The sequence below is a fragment of the Stenotrophomonas sp. AR029 genome (assembly GCF_047520695.2).
In the GTDB taxonomy this organism is placed as follows: domain Bacteria; phylum Pseudomonadota; class Gammaproteobacteria; order Xanthomonadales; family Xanthomonadaceae; genus Stenotrophomonas; species Stenotrophomonas sepilia.
Genome location: NZ_JAXBQQ020000004.1, coordinates 145962 through 165659, shown reverse-complemented (window position 1 = coordinate 165659; position 19698 = coordinate 145962). Strand labels below are relative to the sequence as shown.

Genomic DNA, 19698 nt, shown 5'->3' with positions numbered 1-19698 from the left:
TGGGAATGAGTCCGGGTGTCTTTGAAAGGGCTGGATGCAGTCGATTTCTTCGGACTTGCTACAACATGTTCTTCTGGCACTCAGGCTGGTTGCCTGCCTCGGTAGGGTCGTACATTTCGCCGACTTCACAGATCTGTACCCCGCAGATGGGCATAGTGGCCCTTCGGTAGTGTGAGCGCGTCCATCCAGCCACGGGGTTTCCCCGAACGCCAGGAGGTCACTGTGCCAAGTTGTGATGAAGGAATGAAGTTGACGCGTCGCCAGGTGATCGCCGGCGGCGTCACGACCGTGGCGATGTCCGCCGCACCGGGGGCGTCATCGCTCGCCGCCGAACTGGCGGCGCCCCCGCCGCCCAGGCCGCCGGTCATCAGCACAGTGGCCTTGACCGTCAACGGCGAGCGGCGGGAGCTTGAGCTCGACACCCGGACCACGCTGCTCGATGCCCTGCGCGAACATCTGAAGCTGACTGGAACGAAAAAGGGCTGCGACCACGGTCAATGCGGTGCCTGTACCGTGCTGGTCAACGGTGAGCGCATCAATGCCTGCCTCAGCCTGGCGGTGCAGCACCAGGGCGATGCCATCACCACCATCGAAGGCCTCGGAACCCCCGATGACCTGCATCCGATGCAGGCCGCCTTCATCAAGCATGATGGCTACCAGTGCGGGTATTGCACGCCGGGGCAGATCTGCTCGGCGGTGGCGGTACTGGACGAGATCAAGCGGGGTGTCCCCAGCCATGTGCAGGCGGATGTCAGCGCACGGCCCCAGGCCACCAACATGGAAATGCGCGAACGCATGAGCGGCAACCTCTGCCGCTGCGGCGCCTATTCCAATATTGCCGAGGCGATGGCAGAGGTCGCTGGCGTGACCTCTGCAGGGAGGCGCGCATGAGGGCCTTCAGTTACGAACGCGCGAAATCCCCGGCCGAGGCCGCCAGGGCCGTCGCCGGTACCGAGGGCGCGAAGTTTCTGGCCGGAGGGACCAACCTGCTCGACCTGATGAAGCTGGAGGTCGAGACGCCAGCGCACCTGGTCGATGTGCAGGACATCGGCCTGGACAGGATCGAACCCACCGACGAAGGCGGCCTGCGCATCGGCACGCTGGTCACCAATACCGCATTGGCGTCGCATGAGCGCGTGCGCCGCGACTACGCGGTGCTGACCCGCGCGATCGTGGCAGGTGCCTCCGGGCAGTTGCGCAACAAAGCCACCACCGGCGGCAACCTGCTGCAGCGCACGCGCTGCCCGTATTTCTACGACCCCAATCTGCCCTGCAACAAGCGCCTGCCCGGATCCGGCTGCGGCGCACTCGAGGGGTTCTCCCGGCAGATGGGCGTGATCGGCACCTCGGACAGCTGCATCGCGACCTATCCGGGCGACATGGCGGTGGCCCTGCGGGTGCTGGACGCCTCGATCCAGACCGTCAGGGGTGACGGCAGTACGCGCAGCATCCCGATTGCCGATTTCCATCGTTCCCCCGGCGACAGGCCGCAGCAGGACAACGTGCTGCAGCGCGGTGAGTTGATCACCCACGTCACGCTGCCACAACCCCTGGGCGGTCGGCACGTGTACCACAAGGTACGTGACCGCGCGTCCTATGCGTTCGCGCTGGTGTCGGTCGCCGCGGTCGTGCAGCGTGACGGCTCGGCGCGGTTCGCCTTCGGTGGGGTCGCGCCGAAGCCGTGGCGCGTCGAGGCGGCCGAACCGCTGCTGCGCGACGGCGTAAAGGCCGCGACCCGGCAGGTGTTCGCCGGTGCCCGCCCGACGCGGGAGAACGCGTTCAAGATCGCGCTCGCCGAGCGCACCCTCGCGGCGGTGCTGGTGGAAGGAGAGCGCTGATGCCCCTTGAATTCAACGCCCCCGCCGGCGACAACCTGTTCGACAAGGCCAAGGTCGTCGGCAAGTCGACGCCGCGCATCGACGGCCCACGCAAGACCACCGGTACCGCCCCCTATGCCTACGAGCGCCATGACGTGGCGCCGAACCAGGCCTACGGCTACATCGTCGGTGCGGGCATCGGCAAGGGGCGCATCATTTCGATGGATGCCTCCCGCGCACGTGCCGCGCCCGGCGTACTGGCGGTCATCACCGCACCGGAAACCAAGCCGGTCGGCAAATCGAACTGGAACAATGCACCGTTGTTCGGCGGAGCCGAGGTGGCCCACTACCACCAGGCCATCGCCTGCGTGGTGGCAGAGACCTTCGAGCAGGCCCGCGCCGCCGCGGCGCTGATCCGCACCCGCTACGAGCGCGGCAAGGGCCGCTTCGATTTCCCGGCTCTGGCACCGTCCGCGCCGCTGGCAAAGGGGCGTGACGGCAAGCCCGACCGGCAGACGCTCGGCGATTTCGACACCGCCTACGCGACCGCCGCGGTCAAGCTCGACGAGACTTACCACACCTCCGACGAAAGTCATTCGATGATGGAGCCGCACGCCACCATCGCCGCCTGGGAGGGTGACACGCTCACGCTGTGGACGGCGAACCAGATGATCGACTGGGCCAGGCAGGGCATGGCGGCGATCCTCGGCATCGATCCTGCCAAGGTGCGCGTGGACTCGCCCTATATCGGCGGCGGCTTCGGCGGCAAGCTGTTCATCCGTGCCGACGCGGTGCTGGCCGCGCTGGCGGCCAAGCAGGTCGGGCGGCCGGTGAAGATCGCGCTGCAACGCCCGTTGATGCCCAACAACACCACGCACCGGCACGCCACCCTCCAGCGCGTGCGGATCGGCTGCGGAAAGGATGGCCGGATCTCCGCCATCGCCCATGAGAACTGGTCGGGCAATATCAATGGCGAGGATGGCGAAAACGGCACCCTGCAGACGCCCAAGCTCTATGCAGGCGCCAATCGCCTGGTGGCCAATTACATCGCCACGCTCGACATGCCCGAAGGCAATGCGATGCGCGCACCGGGCGAAGCACCGGGCCACATGGCGCTGGAAGTAGCGATGGACGAAATGGCCGAGAAGCTGGGCCTCGACCCGATCGCGTTCCGCATCCTCAACGAGCCCGAGGTCGTGCCCGGCGATCCGTCCAAGAAGTTCTCCGACCGCAACCTGGTGCGCTGCCTGCGCGAAGGCGCGGAGCGCTTCAACTGGAGCAAGCGCAACCCCAGGCCGGCGCAGGTCAGGGAAGGGGACTGGCTGATCGGCATGGGCGTGTCTGCGGGCTATCGCGGCGCACCGACAATGAAGTCGGCGGCGCGGGTCCGGCTTGACGGCCAGGGCGGGGTGATTGTCGAGACCGACATGACCGACATCGGCACCGGCTCCTACACAATCATCGCGCAGACGGCAGCCGAGACCATGGGCGTGCCACTGGACCGGGTCCAGGTGACCCTCGGTGACTCCCGTCATCCCGCCTCCGCCGGTTCCGGCGGCCAGTGGGGCGCGGCAAGCTCCACCGCGGGCGTGTACGCGGCGTGCGTCAGCCTGCGCCGCAAGGTGGGCGAGAAACTGGGCTTCGACGGCGACACCGCAGACTTCGCCAATGGCCGCATCCAGGTGGGTGGGCGGACCATCAAGCTGGCGGAGGCGGGCACACTGTCGGCGGAGGACGGCATTGCCTTCGGCGACTTCAAGCAAGGCTACGACGTCGGCACCTATGCAGGGCATTTCTGCGAGGTTGCTGTGCATGCCTACACGGGAGAGACACGCATCCGCCGCATGCTTGCCGTATGCGATGGCGGCCGGATCCTCAATCCGCTCTCCGCACGCAGCCAGGTCATCGGCGGGATGGTGATGGGGGCGGGCGCGACCCTGATGGAGGAGCTGGTGGTCGACAAACGGCTGGGCTTGTTCATCAACCATGACCTGGCCGGCTACGAGGTTCCCGTGCACGCCGACATCCCGTATCAGGAGGTGGTCTTCCTCGACACGCTGGATCCGGTGATCTCGCCGATGAAGGCCAAGGGCGTGGGTGAACTGGGCATCTGCGGGGTTGGCGCCGCGATCGCCAATGCGGTCTACAACGCAACCGGCGTGCGCGTGCGCGACTATCCCATTACCCTGGACAAGCTGTTGCCCGGCTTGCCCGACGTGGGCTGATCATTGCGCATGGACCGACCCGCAGCCTCGCCCACTCTGGAGGCCTCCGCCGCAGGCGGAGGGGAGCCCTGCGATCTTGCCGAGCACCTGTCCGCAGCGCCGGGCTTCCTCGCCGAAGGCAGCCCGCGCGGCGTGCTCGAGACGGCCTTGACGCGCGTGCGCGCGGGCGAGCACGCCGTGCTCGCGCTGGTGCTGGAAACCGATGGCTCCACCTACGCCGGTGCCGGCGACATGGCGCTGTTCTGCAACGGCAGCCAGGTCGGCTGGCTGAGCGGCGGATGCCTGGAGCCCGAGCTCGCGCGACGCGCGGAGCAGGTGAGCGCGGCAGGGCGGGTCGACTGGATCGAGATCGACACCCGCAGTGACGACGACCTGTTGAGTGGGTCCGCGCTCGGCTGCCGCGGCCGGCTGCGGATGGCGCTCCTGCCATTGCGTGCCATGGCCGGCATCGACGACGTCATCGAGGCTTGGTTGCGCGAGGGTGTGTCACTCCAGCGCGACCTTCGCACGTCGGGGCAGGTCATTTTCCGTGCCGGCCATCACGAGCAGGCGTGGCAGCTGCATACGATGGAGGGTACGCAGCCCTTTGGCGAGGGTGCGTGGCGTTTGCCGTTGCCCCGGCTTCCGCGGGCCCTGGTGTTGGGGGGCGGTCCCGAAACGCCCTCCCTGGTTCCGTTGCTGCGCGGCCTGGGGTGGCGGGTCAGCGTGGCCGAACGGCGAGCGCGCTGGGCCTCAGCCGGGCAGTGCGCAGATGCGCATCGTCAGACCAACCCGGCCGAGGCCCTTCATGGCGACCCGTGCGACGCGGTACTGGTGATGCATCACGATTTCGAACTGGACCGGGAGGCGCTGGTGGCCCTGGCTGATACCAACGTCGCGTTCATTGGACTGCTGGGGCCACGGCGAAGGCGCGAGGACCTGTTCAAGCTGCTGACACCGGAACAGCGCCACCGCCTGTCCCCGAGACTTCGGTCACCGGTCGGCCTGAGCATCGGCGGCCGGGGGCCAGAGGCGATTTCGCTCAGCATCGCCGCGCAGCTGCAGCAATGGCGAAGCGCGCACGGCAGGTGACTGACGCGCATGCGGTCGTCGTGCTGGCTGCCGGCGGGAGCACCCGACTTGGCCAGCCCAAGCAGCTTCTGACCCGGCAGGGCGAGACCTTGGTACATCGCGTGGTGCGGTTGGCGCGGGAGCTCGCGCCAGCGCAGGTCCTGGTCGTGGTGGGCGCGAACACACAGGCCGTGACATCCAGCATTGCCGGGCTGGATGCCACTCCGGTAACCAACCACCACTGGGAACGCGGCCTGGCGAGCAGTCTGCAGGTTGCCGACGCACACCTGCTGCCCACGGTGGGCGCGGTGATGGTCGTGGCATGCGACCAGCCCGCGATCGAGCACTCCCATCTGCAGGCGCTGCTTTCGGGTGCCCGCGCCTCGGCGTCGGGGTGCGCCGGCACCCGTCATGGAGACGCGCCTGGCATTCCCGCGGTAGTGCCGCGTGCATGGTTCAACTCTGCGGGTGCAACCGGTGACCGCGGCTTCGGAGCGCGCCTGCGGCAACTTCCTGTCGATACGGTGCATGTCCTACAGGCACCGGAACTGGGCCTGGATATCGATACGCCAGAAGATCTTGCGCGTGCGCGCGATGCGGGCTGGATCGATGCCGAGGGGTGACCCGCATGATCACTGGGCCAATGCCTGTCGCGCAGGTGACGAGCGGCAGGGCTGGAGCCCGGACCCTCGCTGCCCTCAGCCCTGTAGAGTCGAGCCATGCTCGACTACGGCACGCCACATCGCGCCCCATCAGGCACATCACCAGCAAGGATCTGCAGCACCCGATCCAACAGAACAGGTTCCGGCACGCCAGCCAGTACCTGCTCCAGGTAATCCAACGGCTCCAACTGCCATTCGAGGAGCGCCCGCAACCGCATAACGGCAGGCGCCCGCTGCTTCGCGTCCAGTGAGACCTGCAACAGCAGATGTTGCGAGCGCCTCTCCAGCCACAGCACGGGTATGCCTCGGCAATGAACCTGGAACTCGGCATCTCGGCGCCGCTCAACGAACTGGAAGCCCTGTCGTGGCCGAGCCTCCACGAACTGCATGGCTTGGCGGCGCAACTGCAGAAAGCGATCGCCGGGGATGCTGTGGAAACCGATAGGCGAGGGCTTGGGCGGCGCCGGCCACTGCGTCTGTGCCGCAACCACCACCACAAGACAGAGCGCGGTGGCCGCCCAGCGCCACCAGGCCACTCAGCCCTCCGGATGCAGTCGGGTACTGGCGTGTGCGGTAAGGCCGATTCCGGCCATGATCAGCCCCTCCATCACGCGCGGGCCGACGTATTGCTCCAGCTCGCCGTTCTCGCGGGCGCGCTGCGCGGCCAGCAGAATCTCCAGGACCACGCGAAGCCCGGCCAGCGAGCAGTCGGTATCCGCCAAGGCGATGCGCCGGCCGGGCATCTGATGGCGTTCAGGCCACGGCTGACCATCGGAGGCGGCGCCGGAGCTGATGCTGTGCAGCAGGGCGATGAGGGTGTTCGGGTCCAAGGCAGGACCGTTGGCAGGCGCGTCGTGGATGGGGTGCGGGGCAGGGGAGGGGGGCTGGGTCATGGCTGGGCTCCTTGCGTGCATGCAGAAGCCGCCACCGATAAAGGTGGCGGACGATGCGTGGTTCGAAACCCCGTGTGTGGATGACCGGGCAGGCGCAAGGCCTCCACGCACCGCCCGCCATAGCCGACTGACGGATTGCCAGCCGGCACCGCGCGAAGCAGTGCCGGCTGGCAAGTGCGAGCAACATCCACACAACCGGGGTTTCGAATCCCGACCACCGATGCACGGTGGCAGGGCAAGGAATACGCGGACCTATGCGTGATGCCAATGCAGTAGGGCTGATGACGTCACCACTTTCAACATTTTCAGAATCGTTGCATACGACGAAACCAAGCTGGAGCCTTGCGCTGCAACGCTATCGACCATGTCGGTGGTGCAGCTCTGCGCGCTGTCGGCATCCGCCCGGCGGGGCTGTGTGCAAGGCAAATGCGACAGGCGTGTCCAGCAATGCGCTACCAATTGCGCGTGACGCGTCACGTTAATAGGTGAAATCTGCGAAGCAAAGCGCTGCGTGTCACCATGTGGCGGGGCGAATCATCTGCACAATGCCCCTTGGTACCTCATGGACGCATCCGCCCAAGAAGGTTTTCATGTCTGGCATGACTGACGGGCAGCAACTACGCAACGCGCAATGGGGCAAGGTGTCGCGCCTGTTCAAGCCTGCGATGATCATTAGCGCGACGCTGGCGGCAAGCGCAGAAACGCTCTATCGCACAGGGGTATACCCGCGAGCCATCTTCGAGGCGGGCAGCGCTGATGCTCGAACCTGGTTGTATGTGGCATTGATGTACCTGATCGCCTTTCCAGTACTGTTTCTTTGGATGAGGCGACTGCTCGCAGGCTATCCCATGCCATGGAACCCGCCATTGAAGCGATGGTTGCTGGGTACCTTCTCCCTGATCCTCTGCAGCGGAATGATCATGCTGCCGGTCATCGTGCTGACTGTTGGAGGCAGCGCTGCAGGTCGCGGCAAAGGGCTGTATCAGCTGTTCACCGGCAGTCTCTTCGGCACATTCCTTGTGGGAACGGTGCTCGCCTACGGAGCGGCCCTGGGTGCATGGCTGCTGTTTATCGGAACCCCCAGGCTGCTCTTCCCCAAGCCGGGCTCCCGCTAGGCCGGCTGCGATAGTTTCCTGGAAGTGCAGGTGTTCGAGCCCACACCTGCTGCCGGGTCGTCAGTAGCCCTTCAACGCCGCCTTGGTTCGCTCCAGCCATGCGGCATTGTGGCTCCGCGCGTGGCGCGACCAGTGCTGGGCATCGTCGATGATGCTGGCGAACAGGCTGCGGGCTTGCTCGCGATCGTCGGGTTGCGGCTGCGCCATCAGCCATTCGGCGTAGAGGCAGCGAGCGGCCGCATCGTTTCCGCATTCGACGGCGCGCTCGAACGCGGCGCGGGTGCCGGGCGCCTGGGTAGCTGCCAGTGCCTGCGCGTAAAGCAGGGTCTGTTCCGGCTTGCGGCGCACATCCGGATGGCGGGCGAACAAGCCGTCCAGCGTCTCCGCCGCAAGCGCGGGCTGCCCGGAATCGAGGCGGGCACGCGCCAGGCCGGTCAGAATGTAGGGATCGTCGCCCAGCGGCGAGTTGGCTGCCTGCTCAAGCAGGGTTCTGGCTTCCTCGGCTTGGCCGGCATCCAGCAGCGTCATGCCCAGGCGAACCCGGTTCTGCACGGTGGGCGTGCGGGCCAGTTCGGCACGGGCGTTGCGCAGGTCCTGGCCCGGGTCCATGAGCTGCTTGGCGGAACGGACGACCTGTCGGGCGCCGCGCGAGTGACGGACTTCCGGGAAATAGATCGCCAGGAAGTAGACGACACTGCCGAGCAGCGGGAACGAGAACAGCAGGATGAGCCAGTAGAGGCTCTGGCCCGAGCGGATGGCGTGCACCGCGAAGTAGATGGCGGCCAGTACGTGGAGTCCGATTCCGATATAGGGCATGTGGGGTGCCTCGTCCTTGTTAGGGGGGGGAACTATAGTAGGGGAGGGGGGGGCGCCAATGAGGCGGGGGGTGAACGGGCGTGACGCGTCACGTTAATAGAGTGATTCTGCAGAGCGGAGCGCAGCATGCCACTATGTGGCGGGGCTGCATCGATGGAAGGGGATACATGGAACGTACGCAGAAGACGCTAACGATGGCTGATGTTGCTGGATGGGGTTCGGCGCTCGTCACCTTTGGATTGATTCAAGGGGCTTTGTACCTAAAGGAGTATTGGGGGCACTTCGGCCTGGATCCCTTTCAGTTTGTTGCGGTGAGTGAGCTTGCACTGGCAGGGCTTGCTGGGATCGGCATGGTGTTATTTCTCATGCTGCTGGCCTCGCTGCTTGGCGGCTGGGTGGAGATGAAGGTCACGAGCGGCAGCTCCAAAAGCAAGCTGTTCGCATGGCTGTTTCCAGTGCTTTTCTTCGCTGTCCTGGGGCTGCTGCTTTGGTGGTCGAACACGTGGCCTCTTCTGATAGGGGTACTTCTGACGATCATCTGTGCGTTGATCGTGCATCTTTCGCCGGTGGTGCCCACCGCAGTGAAAGATTCCCCTTGGCTGATCTACGCCTTGGTGATGTTGGTCTACGTCTCGATAGCGTCAAGCATGCTTGGCTCCCAGCGTGCCGAGAAGATTTCCTCTGGCGGCGGCAAGCACGTGACGGCTGTGACTGTTGATGGAAAGGTGCAGGGCGACCTAAGCCTGATTGGTCGTCTTGGTGACAGCTATGCACTGTGGGACCCGGTGCGGAAGGCTACAGTGCTTGTGCCTGTTGGCGATGTTGGGAGGTTGGAGATTCTGCGAAAGGGTGTGATTCCTGCTCCGGCAGTCCAATAGGGCTGGATCTCGGCAAGCGCCAAGCTGAGAGTGGCAGTGCACTTCAGTACGGGGATAGCGATAAGGGATGTTTATCGGGGGTAGGGGCACGGAAGCTACGGACCCAAAGCGGACATCCATCAGTGCTTCTCCACGGCTCCTGAAATGCGTCCTGCTCAGCTCGGTGGCCCCGGCGATGCATCGGCTTGTTAACCGGACCCCGTCGCCCTAAGATCGGCCATGCCAATGGCATTGTTCGCCATACGGTGCGCTGTGGATGAATTGTATAGCCGGACCCAAGAATCCGGTTACTAGGTAGTTAGACCCCTGCATCCCCACTTCTACAACTCAAAGAAAAAATGGACTTCACTAAAGTAGCGACGATCACTATCGAGTTTGAAGCACTGCAGGATTTACTGGCGGAGCGAACGAACAACCCAATCGCTAACGCGGAAATTCCAGAAATGCTGCGTACCGCGATCCAGTCGGGCACCAAAGTACTTCTCACTGATGCTCTTAGCGACAACTCACTTGAGTTAAAACTTGGCGCTGACGGCAACTTCATGTATGAGCCAGCTGTCTAATAGTTCATCCAAGCCGACGCCGCTTCGCGGCGCGGACTAGTTCAGGCGTTGGGCGACACAGGAGGAAACATGCTTACTGAGAGAGTCCCGAACGAAACAATCTTCTACACTGGCGGCTCATTGGTACGACACGCCATCGCCGAGGGTGATCGGTTAAGCCTCCGCTCTGGAGATCAGAACGTGCTCGTACGGGACATAGCAATCATCGGTCTCGATCACTACGCTGGAACCATCTATGGGTTTGAGCCAAGTCATGCAATTGAGCATAACGGCCTCAGGCTAGATCAGCGGATCGAGTTCTGGGACAAGAATATCTTCGGCGTAGATGCCGTCTAACAATTTATTCAAGCCGAACCCGTCCTGCGGATCGGCTTAACTCTGATGTTAGCGCCCACACAGGAGAGTCCATGAGCACGCTATCGGGACCCGAAGACACATACAAACTCCTTGTCGAGCAGTCTCAGGATAATTGGTTGTATGGTCTTGTGGCCTTCGCCGTTCTTGAAGAACAGCGAATAGAGTGGATGCGCCACATAGAATCAAGAAGTGGCTCGCTACCTAGCTCTCAACAGATTCGAGACTGGTATCAGCAACAACCGGACTCAGTCCTTCTTCGAGTTCGTGGCACCGCTGAAAACGCATTGAAGGTATATGCAGAGGAGATCGCCGCGACGATAGAGGAGGACTATAAGAAAGACATTCTTAATGATGTGATTGTTTCGGAGATCCGCTCTAGCACCAAATTTTGGCCGCAGTTTGGCGCTAACGTTGCCGCCGGGATCGTAAGCACGCTTCTCTTCTCACTGCTCCTAGTACTGCTAGCATTGATTGTTCTTCGTGATCCATCGCCAGTCGCAATGGTCAAACAGGCCCAGGAGGCAACAAATGGCAACTGAAAAGACGTCAAAGCGCGCGGCATCGGCTGCGTCGAAAGTCTTGAGTGACAGTTCCAGTAGCAAGAAATCTAAATCAGCTGCGGGATCTGCACTGTCACAGTTCAAATCAAGCAATGTCACTTCCGCAAGCGCAGCCTCAGCCGCTTCGAGAACGCTGAGAGACTCGTCAACCAGCAAGAGTTCCAAGACTGCGGCCGGCTCGGCCCTTACTCAGCGGTCGGCCAAGAAGCGATAGTGGGCGCTAACAGTTTATTCAGGCCGAACTCGCTTTGCGGGTCTGCGTATTTCAGACGTTGGTCGATGCCCGCTTCTGGCCGGAAGCGGACAGTCGCGGAGTAGGGATTAGGAAGATTTATCAAGGGTAGGGTGGATGTCCGCTTGTGGCCGAGAGCGGCCACTTAGCTGTAGTCGTGCAAGACCCGGCGGCACTGCAATGCGGCGTCTTAGTAATGGCTGGGAGCAGTTGCGAAATGCTAAGGGCGAATGGCTCCGCTGCCGGGAGCCATGAATAAGAACCCTAGAAGGGTATGTCGACCGCAAACCGGAACTTGCCTTGATACCTGGCCCTCTTCTTTAGGAGCGCCGCCACTGAATCGGATAGTTCGGCTTCTTGATTCAGCAGGTCGATAGTGAACTGATCTTCATTCAGTTCGATCTCCAGGAAATCATCCTTAACCCCTAGCTCGATGGAAGACACTTCACCGTAAACCCCAGTCAATCGGCGCAACGCCTCATTGATCCTCCAGGTCAGCATGCCCTTCATGGCTTTTGAGAAATAGGAACGGACATGCACATTGGACTTGATTGCCTCATAGGACCGTCCCACCAACTCGGCGAAGAACTCCGACGAAGGTGCCGTAGACTCTGTAAGACACTTCAAATATTGGGGTAGGGCGCTCGCCTGAACAAAGTGCACCAAGGCGGACAGCTCTCTTCGATTAACCATGTAGCGAGATAGATGGGTAATTCCATCAATTTCGGTCACAGTCGGTGCATTTCCTTTGTAGAAGACATCTACCAAGGGGGCATCCACGATGGAAAGCAAGGTGAAGTGGTAGAGCCGCTTCTTGTTCTTTGCCCTGTTTGGCAAAGACTCCATCTCATGGTCCAGCGCCTTCATCACACTAACGATCGAGCCAAAAATCTGATCATCGTTCTGCGAGGTAACTGGCGCCGTCACAACAGGCTGCGGCACTGCAGCGTCACGCTTCGCAGCACCTCTATTCTTTGCTTGATTCTGCTGAGTCACTCCAAGCTGCTGAAAAGCAAAGACGGATCTTGTTGCAGTGAATAGGTCCTCGTAGCTACCGCCCAGAGCGCCGTAGAGATCTTTTCGCCAATCTTCCGTATTCATGTACGTACGCAAAGGTTCAACGTCCGTCCAGAAGTGCACAGGATTCCAATCATAATTCGGGTCTTGGCGGGGCTTCTCTTCAGTAAGGAAGGCCCATGTACGCGCTTCATCCTTCTTGCAGCTTGCGAGAACTGCCGACACCACATCCAAGTCTCTACTTGCAACAGTCCTGTAAGCGATTAGATCTAGCTCTCGGGCACGCCCGTCCACATCGTCTGCGTAGTAGCGGCTTCCTATGGTTGTCCATCGGGACTTCTTGAAGGCGTCTGCAACGACATGCTCAAGAATGAAGCCCGTCTTTTCTAGAGCTGCCGGTATCTGGTCTAGGGGCACGACCTGTCGCTTGGGTAGCATTACGGATCCTCCGAGGGTTTCATTCCTGATGAGGATCCCAGTTTAGCGGGGTGTGGGGGCAGCGCCCCTACGAAAGCGCCTCACACGCGCTGGCGAGGTTTACGCCCCGGTACCGTCAGGACGCCTATCGATAGGTCGGCGTCAGGGCCAGTCATCGCCACCGCCGAACGCTGTTTGCGCTGGCTCACAACGTCCCGCAGATTAACGACAGTGGCAGGATGATGGCGACTGCCGGCATCGCGATTACGTCCATCCAAGTCGATACGTTGTCGGGGGAGCGAGCAGGCAGGCAAGAGCCGAGCCAGAGGCCCAGCCATTGCCACGCCGAAGACACGAACGCGGCCACAGACCGATACGGCATTTCGCATAATGTATATTATGTTCATTACGCCATTGCCCGATCCAGGCTTCACCAGTCACTGTCGTCGTTCCAAATTGATGGCATTTGTCCCTAGATCGCGCCCCATCTTGATTTTTAAAGAATTTTTAAAGGCCTCGAGCCGGTCAGTGACAACGACTAGGTCCAAAACTGCTCCAAATTTGGCCCTAATTCGTGTCAATCAAGTTAGTCATAGCGCCGCGCTGTCACAGCGATAGCCCGTGGCGACGTGGTATTGGAGTACGCTCTGTACATGGTCACGCCCGATTACAGCAGTCCCGAACCTGAGTCAGCCGAGACCGCTGACAGCTACGCCAAGTGGCTGCGAGCGAAAGTCGAACGCGCCATTGCCGATACGCGACCGGCGATTCCTCACGATCAAGTGGTGGCGCGAGTGCGAGCGACAATCGATGCAGCCAGGATGTGTCGGAAAGCTGCAGAAGATTGATGCACCTCTTCGCGAACCCCTGGGCGCTTACGCTCACTTCGACTTCGGGCTCTGCCGCCGTGCGCGCAACCTCGGGGTCGCATCCTTCGGTGTGTTCCGTTTAAAAGCTGCCTCCAGCTGCGCCGGAAGCTCTCGCAGACTACTGAGTTGCTTCTCAAGTGCCTCGCATCTACCCCGGAGAACATCAGCAGCTTGACCGGCCGAGATGGCTGCAGATTGGGCAGCATGCAGCTCCTTACGTAGCTGCTCCTCAATTGCCCTTTGGGCTTTGGCCTGATTGTTGAGTTGAGCCTGAAGATCTTTCGCCTCCTGCCGAGATCGATCCACGTCGCTGAGCGTTCGATTCTCGACAGATCTGACGTACTCGGTCCAGTCCTCGCGCTCAGATTTCGCCGTTTCCTGCGCTTCATGAAGCCGGGCATCAAGCTGCTGTCTTGCTGCCTCAGCTCGATCGGCTCTCCTAAGCCCGAGATCCCGCTGATCCGTGAGCTCCGAGATCTGCAGGCGTAGCTGGTCGACCAATCGCTCCAGTTCTGCAGCTTGCGTAGTAGCAACACGTTCGCCGGCCATAGCGGCGGCGCGCTCTGAGCGCATTTGACTCAGTTCGTCCGCCACAACCTGTGACCTGGCATCCAGCGCATCACGCTGGGTGGCCAGTGACTGCTCAGACTCTGCGAACTCTCGAAGGGCCACCTCCCTGGCGTGCTTCAGCGCCAGCTCCCACCATTGTCCGGCCAGTTCCGCCAACAGCGCTGGTGCGTCGTCAAAGTCAGGACGCCGTGGCTGCAGGCGCGTGCCGAGTCGGTTCCACCACGTCTCTAGCCATCGAGTGACTGTGTTCGGAGAGCCGGTCCCCAAGTGAGTCCGGATTCGCTCAACGGTTGGACGCTCGCCCTTGGCGACCAACTCGTCGGCAGCGGTATGGACGTCAGTTTCGGTGATGCCGCGGGCCATGCGAAGTCTCCTGTACTGGCACCCTACTCTGCTGATAACGTACTCGTGATAAGTGATGATTATCGCGGGTACGGTCTTCTTTGCGTAGCGTACATTACATATTATGAAAGATATTTCTACAATTCCCGTGTCCGCCGCGACGGCCACCTCTCTGGCACTGCCCGAACAGCTGGCCCAACAGGCTGCCGATGCGGTCCGCGAGCTGCTGGCCGAAGCTGCGGCCGAGAACACCACCCGCAGCTACACCAGCGCCCTGCGGTACTGGGCGGGCTGGCATGCGGCGCGCTACGACATCGAGCTGGCTTTACCGGTACCCGAAGCCACCGTGCTGCAGTTCGTGGTCGATCACGTACAGCGCCGCTCAACCGACGGCGAATTGGCATGGGAACTGCCACCAGCCGTCGACCAAGCCTTGGTGACCGCCGGCCTTAAGGCCAAACTTGGCCCCTGGACCTTGGCCACAGTGCGCCATCGCGTTGCCGTGCTGTCCACCGCGCACCGACTCAAGCAAGTGACCAATCCCTGCGAGCAGCCGGTAATCCGCACCGTGCTCAGTCGCGCGGCGCGGGCCGCGGTCAAGCGCGGCGAGCGCCCACGCAAGAAGACTGCGATCACCCTGGCCGAGCTGGAGGCCATATTGGCCACCTGCGACGATAGCCTGGAAGGAATTCGGGATCGCGCCCTACTCTGCTTCGGCTTTAACAGTGGCGGGCGCCGGCGCAGCGAGATCGCCGCCGCCGATCTTCGCGACCTGCGTCGGATTGGCGAGGCGGGCTATATCTACCGGCTGGAGCACAGCAAGACGCAGCAAGCCGGCGTCACGGCCACGTCGACACCGGATAAGCCGGTGCTCGATCGGGCCGCCCTCGCCCTGCAGGACTGGCTGGACGCAGCCGGGATCAGCGAAGGGGCGATTTTCCGACGGCTGTGGAAGCGGCGCGTCGGCCCTGCTCTGTCTCCGGCCGCTGTAGGCGAGATCGTACAGCGGCGGGCGCGACTGGCCGGACTGGAGGGGGATTTTGGTGGACATAGTCTCAGGTCAGGGTTCGTGACTGAGGCAAGCCGCCAAGGGGTGGCACTTCCCGCGATCATGCAGCTTACCGAGCACCGGTCTGTGTCGAGTGTGGTGGGGTATTTTCAAACAGGTGGAACGACAGCCAATCCGGCTGCACGGCTTTTGGAAGATACCTAGAGATCGGAGAGAGAATTGGGCGCAGTAGCCTCAACCTCTGTCAGTCGCGCTATCCTCGGTAAATCCGCACACCACAGGGATGAGCCGTGCACCTTCATTCAATCAATGCCGTCAACTTTCGCATTTTCGGTGACGGCAAGACTGCGCCCAAGCTGGACTGGACGCTTAGTCCGACGCTCAACATACTCGTGGGAGAAAATGATGCCGGAAAGAGCGCCATTGTTGACGCCATCCGCCATGTGCTCTGGACCACAAGCTTCGAAGCAACCCGACTGCAGGAGCAGGACTTCCATGTCTTCGGGGCCTCGCGTGCCACAGAACTGACGATTTCTGCAACTCTCAAGGGACTGGATGAGGACCAGGAGTCTGCCCTACTCGAGTGGCTGACCTATGAGGAGGACGGCACTAGTACGCTATACCTTACGCTCCACGCTAGGTGGATAGCTGGCAATCCGCCGAAGCGTCGCGCGCGCATCGAAACCGAAGTGCGCTGCGGCGCCGACGGCACGGGCCCGGAGCTTGGCGCGGCTGCTCGAGAAATGGTCCGGACCACCTACCTCCGCCCACTTCGTGACGCAGAGAACGAAATGCGCCCGGGGCGCGCCTCTCGACTATCCCAAATTCTTGCCGCCCATCCCGCCACTCAGGACCAAAAGCACAACGATTTTGACAAGGAAAAACTCGATGAATTGCCTAAGACCCTAGTGGGACTGATGGCCCATGCACAGCACCACATGGGCAACCACGCGGTCATCCAAGCAGTCGAAGAGAGCATCAATACACACTACCTCGACAAGTTCGCATTTGCCGGTGACACTCTCGCCGCACGCATACGGCTGGCCACGGAACTCGCCCTCAATCCCATCCTCGAGCGCTTCGAACTGACACTCGAGCCCACCGGCGACGTGCACGCTAACGTGCGCTGTCCGCGCGGACTTGGCTACAACAACGTTTTATTCATGGCGACCGAAATGGTGTTGCTGAAAGGAAGTGAAGAGCTCGCCCTGCTCCTCATAGAAGAACCAGAGGCACACCTGCACCCCCAGCTCCAGGACCGCGTGATGGCGCTCTTGGCCGAAACGGCAAGTGATGCGACTGGCGCCTTGCAGGTGGTGATGACCACACACAGTCCTTCGCTCGTTGCGGGTGCGCCAGTTCAAGCCATGACTCTTGTGGTCAAAGGCAAGACGTTCCGGCTTGACGAGGATACTACTAGACTTGAGCAATCTGACTACGCCTACCTTCGCCGCTTTCTCGAATCAACACGAGCTAACCTCTTCTTTGCGCGTGGTGTTGCCATCGTGGAGGGTCCCGGAGAAGCGCTCCTGCTACCCGCCCTTGCTAAGACATGTGGTTTTGACCTCGCAAAGCATGGCGTGTCGGTCGTCAATGTCGGCGACGTCGGGCTGTACCACTATGCACGCATCCTCCAGCGTAAGGACGACACCGAGGTTCCCGTTCCGGTTGCATGCATTACCGACTTTGATGTGGTTCCAGACGAGGCTAAGGGGTATGTGCCGATTAGGGGCGCAGGAAATACGGGGTCTGCCGGCGACCAAGCACCACCCGACGAAGACGAAGTCGATGAGGCGGAGCAAAGCGACGCCGGGCGCGGGGGCGAGGACTGTAAGAAGAAGCGCAAGCCGCAGAGCCGATTCTTCTCCGATTATGCCGCCGACGAACTCGTGGCCCGTCGCGAAGACAAGGAAAAGCGCGCCGCCGGCGGCAACACCATCGTATGCGTGTCTGAACACTGGACTCTGGAGTATGACCTCGCATATTCGGGTTGCGGCGAACTGATGCACATGGCCATCGGCCTTGCGGCGGCCGCCAAGAAACATGGAGGCTTTCTTCCAGTCGAAAGCGTAGCAGGGGTCAAGGCGGCCCGTAGAGAAGCCTGGAAGAAGTTATGTGCACAGGGCCTCACACAGGCGGCACTGGCGAGCGAAATATACAGGCCCTTGTACAAGAAGCAGGCGTCGAAGGCGGTCGCAGCTCAGTACGCTGCAGCTCTACTAGAGAGCGGCGCCTATGGACAGGGCGAAGACCTACTCAAGTCGCTCCCGCCTTACCTGCAGCGGGCCATCCGCCACCTCATGTCAGATGGGAGGAAAGGCGGAAAATGACGATTCCCCTCATTGCAGAAGAAGACCTCGAAAGCCTCATCATTGCGTTCCCAAAACTCGACTTCACTGACCCCGAATGCCGGGCAGTGCTTCTGGCCAGTGGAAGCGTTGACATCCAGGCTGCGCCCGGTAGCGGTAAAACGACGATTCTTGCGGCGAAGCTCTACTTGCTTAGCCGCAAGTGGGCTTCGGATCGTCATGGAATCTGTGTCATCAGCCACACCAACACCGCAGCGAACGAAATCCGCCGCCGCCTTGCGAGCACATCAGAGGGCGTCCGACTGCTGGCTTACCCGCACTTTATCGGCACCATCCACGGCTTTGTGAACCAGTTCCTCAGCCTGCCCCGGTTGAGAAGCGACGGCGGCACTATTGACGTAATTGATGATGAAGTTTTTGCAAAACTGGCCCAAAGTCGTGCTCGAGCAAATGGTACGACAAGGGCTTGGGCGGACTACCAGTCAAACGGTAACGAGCTGATAGGCCAGATGCGCTTTCTCGGACCGGACCTTGAGATTGTCTCCGGCAAGAACTTCCCCTCACCTGCCAGCCCATCAGGGAGACATCTTCGCAAGATTAAGAAGGACCTAGCAGTAGAAGGTGTCTTTCGCCACATTGACATGTTCGCGTTCGCGGAGCGTGCTATCGCTGTCGCGCCAAGGCTCGCACAACTCCTCGCGAGACGCTTCCCTTTAGTCATGATTGATGAGATGCAAGACACCTCAGCCAGTCAGAAGGCTCTCTTGGCCAAGGCATTTGAAGGGGGCTCAGTGATCCAGCGCTTTGGCGACATCAATCAGCGCATCTTCTTCAGTGACGACGAAGGTGAGGATGAGAATCAGGCTCCGTTTCCAGAGGAACCTCAACTACCCATGAGCACTAGTCGGCGCTTTGGCCAGACTATAGCCAGTCTTGTTTCTAAAGTTCAAGAGAAAGGCGCTGCTGTGATTGGAAAGGGTCCCGACCTCGCTGCACCTCTAACATTGCTGGTCTATACAGCGCAAACGCTGGATCGTGTCATTCCCCGTTTCGGTGAGCTGGTGTTGGACGCTTTAGACGACGAGAGTATCACCAACGGAGGCCACATCCGTGCCATATGCGCGCGCCGAGGCGGCGAGTCGAAAGAGGCGCCCGGACGGCACATCGGTGACTTCTGGCCGCCGCTCGCCATGCACGCCAATACCGCCGCCCCGAAGGCGACAAGTGCCTGGCGCCTTCTGGCGGAACATGCGGGTATGGGACATATGCCGGTCGAACTTGCCGGCCGTTCTGAGAATATGCGGCGCATCGTGCTTCTTGCGCTACGTGAAGCCAAAGCGCCCATCGCAGACGATGTCCGCGAGCCCTGGCGCCTTTTTCGCGCTATGAGGGAGCTGCAGGTAGACCTCCGCCCCCTGCGACGTGCCATGCGGGATGTCGTCATGAACAAAGACTCGGGGTCCACTGAAATATTGCGTGTCGAGACTATACGACGGCTTTATCGGGAACTCTCTCCTTTCATGCCGGGAACGACCCTCGAGGACTTCACCGTTCTCCCGGTGTTTGCCGATCCAAAAGGAGATGATGATGCATCAGTCTCAAAGAGCCTTCTGCGAACCTGTACCGTCGAAGCGAGCGGACGCTCTGTCAATGTCACCGTGGATACCGTGGGCAATACAAAGGGGGAGACGCAGCTCGCCACGCTTTATCTCGAATCAATCGGACGCTACTCAAAGCGATTCGACGTGGTCGAAGCAATCGCGCGCCAGACCGGGCGCAAGACGGTCAAGGGCAAGCCACTCAAGACCCTCCCCTCCCAGATGCGCCATGCCTACGTCGGGTTCTCCCGGCCCACGCGGTTTCTCTGCCTTGCCGTCAACAGTGAGCGCCTTAACGCGGAAGATCGAAAAACTCTAATCGACAACGGGTGGCGAGTGGAGAACCTAGGATGACGATGCGATCCTCCTCCGCACAGTGGCACTCGCAACAGTGATTGC

Annotated in this window: 18 protein-coding genes; 13 read left to right on the top strand and 5 right to left on the bottom strand. The window is 61.4% G+C overall.

Annotated features, from left to right (window positions below; genetic code table 11):
* Positions 1-243: 243 nt before the first annotated feature.
* From paoA to ACM0PB_RS14750, 5 genes are read left to right on the top strand one after another with little or no spacing between them, the layout of a single operon-like run.
* Entirely contained in the window at positions 244-891 is a 648-nt protein-coding gene (gene paoA / locus ACM0PB_RS14770; RefSeq protein WP_414604463.1) for an aldehyde dehydrogenase iron-sulfur subunit PaoA, read from the top strand.
* Complete coding sequence (locus tag ACM0PB_RS14765) at positions 888-1838, top strand: FAD binding domain-containing protein (protein ID WP_065186732.1); 951 nt, start codon at positions 888-890, stop codon at positions 1836-1838. The genes paoA and ACM0PB_RS14765 overlap by 4 nt, the downstream gene beginning before the upstream one ends.
* A complete protein-coding gene (gene paoC, locus ACM0PB_RS14760; protein ID WP_414604422.1) occupies positions 1838-4042 on the top strand; it encodes an aldehyde oxidoreductase molybdenum-binding subunit PaoC in 2205 nt (734 codons plus the stop codon). Before ACM0PB_RS14765 ends, paoC begins: the two co-directional genes overlap by 1 nt.
* Before the next feature lie 9 nt (positions 4043-4051).
* Complete coding sequence (locus ACM0PB_RS14755) at positions 4052-5113, top strand: XdhC family protein (RefSeq protein WP_065186730.1); 1062 nt, start codon at positions 4052-4054, stop codon at positions 5111-5113.
* A complete protein-coding gene (locus tag ACM0PB_RS14750; RefSeq protein ID WP_065186729.1) occupies positions 5089-5715 on the top strand; it encodes a nucleotidyltransferase family protein in 627 nt (208 codons plus the stop codon). The genes ACM0PB_RS14755 and ACM0PB_RS14750 overlap by 25 nt, the downstream gene beginning before the upstream one ends.
* A gap of 104 nt (positions 5716-5819) precedes the next feature.
* Here the strand turns inward: ACM0PB_RS14750 and ACM0PB_RS14745 are convergent, their stop codons facing one another.
* Both ACM0PB_RS14745 and ACM0PB_RS14740 read right to left on the bottom strand, forming a co-directional pair.
* On the bottom strand, positions 5820-6290 hold the full coding sequence (locus tag ACM0PB_RS14745) for a hypothetical protein (RefSeq protein WP_065186728.1): 471 nt from the start codon (positions 6288-6290) through the stop codon (positions 5820-5822).
* Positions 6291-6647, bottom strand: a complete 357-nt coding sequence (locus ACM0PB_RS14740; protein ID WP_414604421.1) for a hypothetical protein — start codon at positions 6645-6647, stop codon at positions 6291-6293.
* 590 nt (positions 6648-7237) lie between these two features.
* On the opposite strand from ACM0PB_RS14740, the gene ACM0PB_RS14735 reads away from it, so the two are divergent.
* The gene (locus ACM0PB_RS14735; protein WP_414604420.1) at positions 7238-7762 is read left to right on the top strand and encodes a transporter; all 525 of its coding nucleotides are present in this window, start codon (positions 7238-7240) and stop codon (positions 7760-7762) included.
* Positions 7763-7822: 60 nt separating this feature from the next.
* Here the strand turns inward: ACM0PB_RS14735 and ACM0PB_RS14730 are convergent, their stop codons facing one another.
* Positions 7823-8578, bottom strand: a complete 756-nt coding sequence (locus ACM0PB_RS14730; protein ID WP_414604419.1) for a tetratricopeptide repeat protein — start codon at positions 8576-8578, stop codon at positions 7823-7825.
* 167 nt (positions 8579-8745) lie between these two features.
* Here ACM0PB_RS14730 and ACM0PB_RS14725 point away from each other — a divergent pair, with 167 nt between their 5' ends.
* The 3 genes from ACM0PB_RS14725 (at position 8746) to ACM0PB_RS14715 (ending at position 10915) form a co-directional block, all read left to right on the top strand.
* The gene (locus ACM0PB_RS14725; RefSeq protein WP_151354706.1) at positions 8746-9456 is read left to right on the top strand and encodes a hypothetical protein; all 711 of its coding nucleotides are present in this window, start codon (positions 8746-8748) and stop codon (positions 9454-9456) included.
* A 338-nt stretch (positions 9457-9794) separates the two neighbouring features.
* The gene (locus tag ACM0PB_RS14720) at positions 9795-10019 is read left to right on the top strand and encodes a hypothetical protein (protein ID WP_151354707.1); all 225 of its coding nucleotides are present in this window, start codon (positions 9795-9797) and stop codon (positions 10017-10019) included.
* Between the two features lie 407 nt (positions 10020-10426).
* Positions 10427-10915, top strand: a complete 489-nt coding sequence (locus tag ACM0PB_RS14715) for a hypothetical protein (RefSeq protein ID WP_151354708.1) — start codon at positions 10427-10429, stop codon at positions 10913-10915.
* Positions 10916-11432: 517 nt separating this feature from the next.
* Here ACM0PB_RS14715 and ACM0PB_RS14710 read toward each other — a convergent pair.
* Complete coding sequence (locus ACM0PB_RS14710; RefSeq protein ID WP_151354710.1) at positions 11433-12623, bottom strand: hypothetical protein; 1191 nt, start codon at positions 12621-12623, stop codon at positions 11433-11435.
* A 632-nt stretch (positions 12624-13255) separates the two neighbouring features.
* On the opposite strand from ACM0PB_RS14710, the gene relB reads away from it, so the two are divergent.
* Positions 13256-13450 (top strand): type II toxin-antitoxin system RelB family antitoxin, encoded by a 195-nt coding sequence (relB, locus tag ACM0PB_RS14705; protein ID WP_331600968.1) that lies wholly within the window; start codon positions 13256-13258, stop codon positions 13448-13450.
* 33 nt (positions 13451-13483) lie between these two features.
* On the opposite strand, the gene ACM0PB_RS14700 is transcribed toward relB, so the two are convergent.
* Positions 13484-14404, bottom strand: a complete 921-nt coding sequence (locus ACM0PB_RS14700; protein ID WP_414604418.1) for a DNA-binding protein — start codon at positions 14402-14404, stop codon at positions 13484-13486.
* Positions 14405-14507: 103 nt separating this feature from the next.
* Between ACM0PB_RS14700 and ACM0PB_RS14695 the strand changes: the two genes are divergently transcribed.
* The 3 genes from ACM0PB_RS14695 to ACM0PB_RS14685 all read left to right on the top strand — a co-directional run bounded on the left by ACM0PB_RS14695 (position 14508) and on the right by ACM0PB_RS14685 (position 19653).
* Positions 14508-15596 carry a site-specific integrase gene (locus tag ACM0PB_RS14695; RefSeq protein ID WP_414604417.1) on the top strand — a complete coding sequence of 363 codons (1089 nt, stop codon included), beginning with the start codon at positions 14508-14510 and terminating at the stop codon, positions 15594-15596.
* Between the two features lie 86 nt (positions 15597-15682).
* Positions 15683-17722, top strand: a complete 2040-nt coding sequence (locus ACM0PB_RS14690; RefSeq protein WP_414604416.1) for an ATP-dependent nuclease — start codon at positions 15683-15685, stop codon at positions 17720-17722.
* The gene (locus ACM0PB_RS14685) at positions 17719-19653 is read left to right on the top strand and encodes a UvrD-helicase domain-containing protein (protein WP_414604415.1); all 1935 of its coding nucleotides are present in this window, start codon (positions 17719-17721) and stop codon (positions 19651-19653) included. Before ACM0PB_RS14690 ends, ACM0PB_RS14685 begins: the two co-directional genes overlap by 4 nt.
* Positions 19654-19698: the final 45 nt, after the last annotated feature.

What these genes read in the sequence shown, in the direction of transcription:
- ACM0PB_RS14685 (WP_414604415.1), top strand. Translation starts at nt 17,719, where the DNA reads ATGACGATTCCCCTCATTGCAGAAGAAGACCTCGAAAGCCTCATCATT.
- ACM0PB_RS14725 (WP_151354706.1), top strand. Translation starts at nt 8,746, where the DNA reads ATGGAACGTACGCAGAAGACGCTAACGATGGCTGATGTTGCTGGATGG.
- ACM0PB_RS14730 (WP_414604419.1), bottom strand. Translation starts at nt 8,578, where the DNA reads ATGCCCTATATCGGAATCGGACTCCACGTACTGGCCGCCATCTACTTC.
- ACM0PB_RS14710 (WP_151354710.1), bottom strand. Translation starts at nt 12,623, where the DNA reads ATGCTACCCAAGCGACAGGTCGTGCCCCTAGACCAGATACCGGCAGCT.
- ACM0PB_RS14750 (WP_065186729.1), top strand. Translation starts at nt 5,089, where the DNA reads ATGGCGAAGCGCGCACGGCAGGTGACTGACGCGCATGCGGTCGTCGTG.
- ACM0PB_RS14735 (WP_414604420.1), top strand. Translation starts at nt 7,238, where the DNA reads ATGTCTGGCATGACTGACGGGCAGCAACTACGCAACGCGCAATGGGGC.
- ACM0PB_RS14740 (WP_414604421.1), bottom strand. Translation starts at nt 6,647, where the DNA reads ATGACCCAGCCCCCCTCCCCTGCCCCGCACCCCATCCACGACGCGCCT.
- ACM0PB_RS14700 (WP_414604418.1), bottom strand. Translation starts at nt 14,404, where the DNA reads ATGGCCCGCGGCATCACCGAAACTGACGTCCATACCGCTGCCGACGAG.
- ACM0PB_RS14755 (WP_065186730.1), top strand. Translation starts at nt 4,052, where the DNA reads ATGGACCGACCCGCAGCCTCGCCCACTCTGGAGGCCTCCGCCGCAGGC.
- ACM0PB_RS14715 (WP_151354708.1), top strand. Translation starts at nt 10,427, where the DNA reads ATGAGCACGCTATCGGGACCCGAAGACACATACAAACTCCTTGTCGAG.
- ACM0PB_RS14765 (WP_065186732.1), top strand. Translation starts at nt 888, where the DNA reads ATGAGGGCCTTCAGTTACGAACGCGCGAAATCCCCGGCCGAGGCCGCC.
- ACM0PB_RS14695 (WP_414604417.1), top strand. Translation starts at nt 14,508, where the DNA reads ATGAAAGATATTTCTACAATTCCCGTGTCCGCCGCGACGGCCACCTCT.
- paoC (WP_414604422.1), top strand. Translation starts at nt 1,838, where the DNA reads ATGCCCCTTGAATTCAACGCCCCCGCCGGCGACAACCTGTTCGACAAG.
- paoA (WP_414604463.1), top strand. Translation starts at nt 244, where the DNA reads ATGAAGTTGACGCGTCGCCAGGTGATCGCCGGCGGCGTCACGACCGTG.
- ACM0PB_RS14720 (WP_151354707.1), top strand. Translation starts at nt 9,795, where the DNA reads ATGGACTTCACTAAAGTAGCGACGATCACTATCGAGTTTGAAGCACTG.
- relB (WP_331600968.1), top strand. Translation starts at nt 13,256, where the DNA reads ATGGTCACGCCCGATTACAGCAGTCCCGAACCTGAGTCAGCCGAGACC.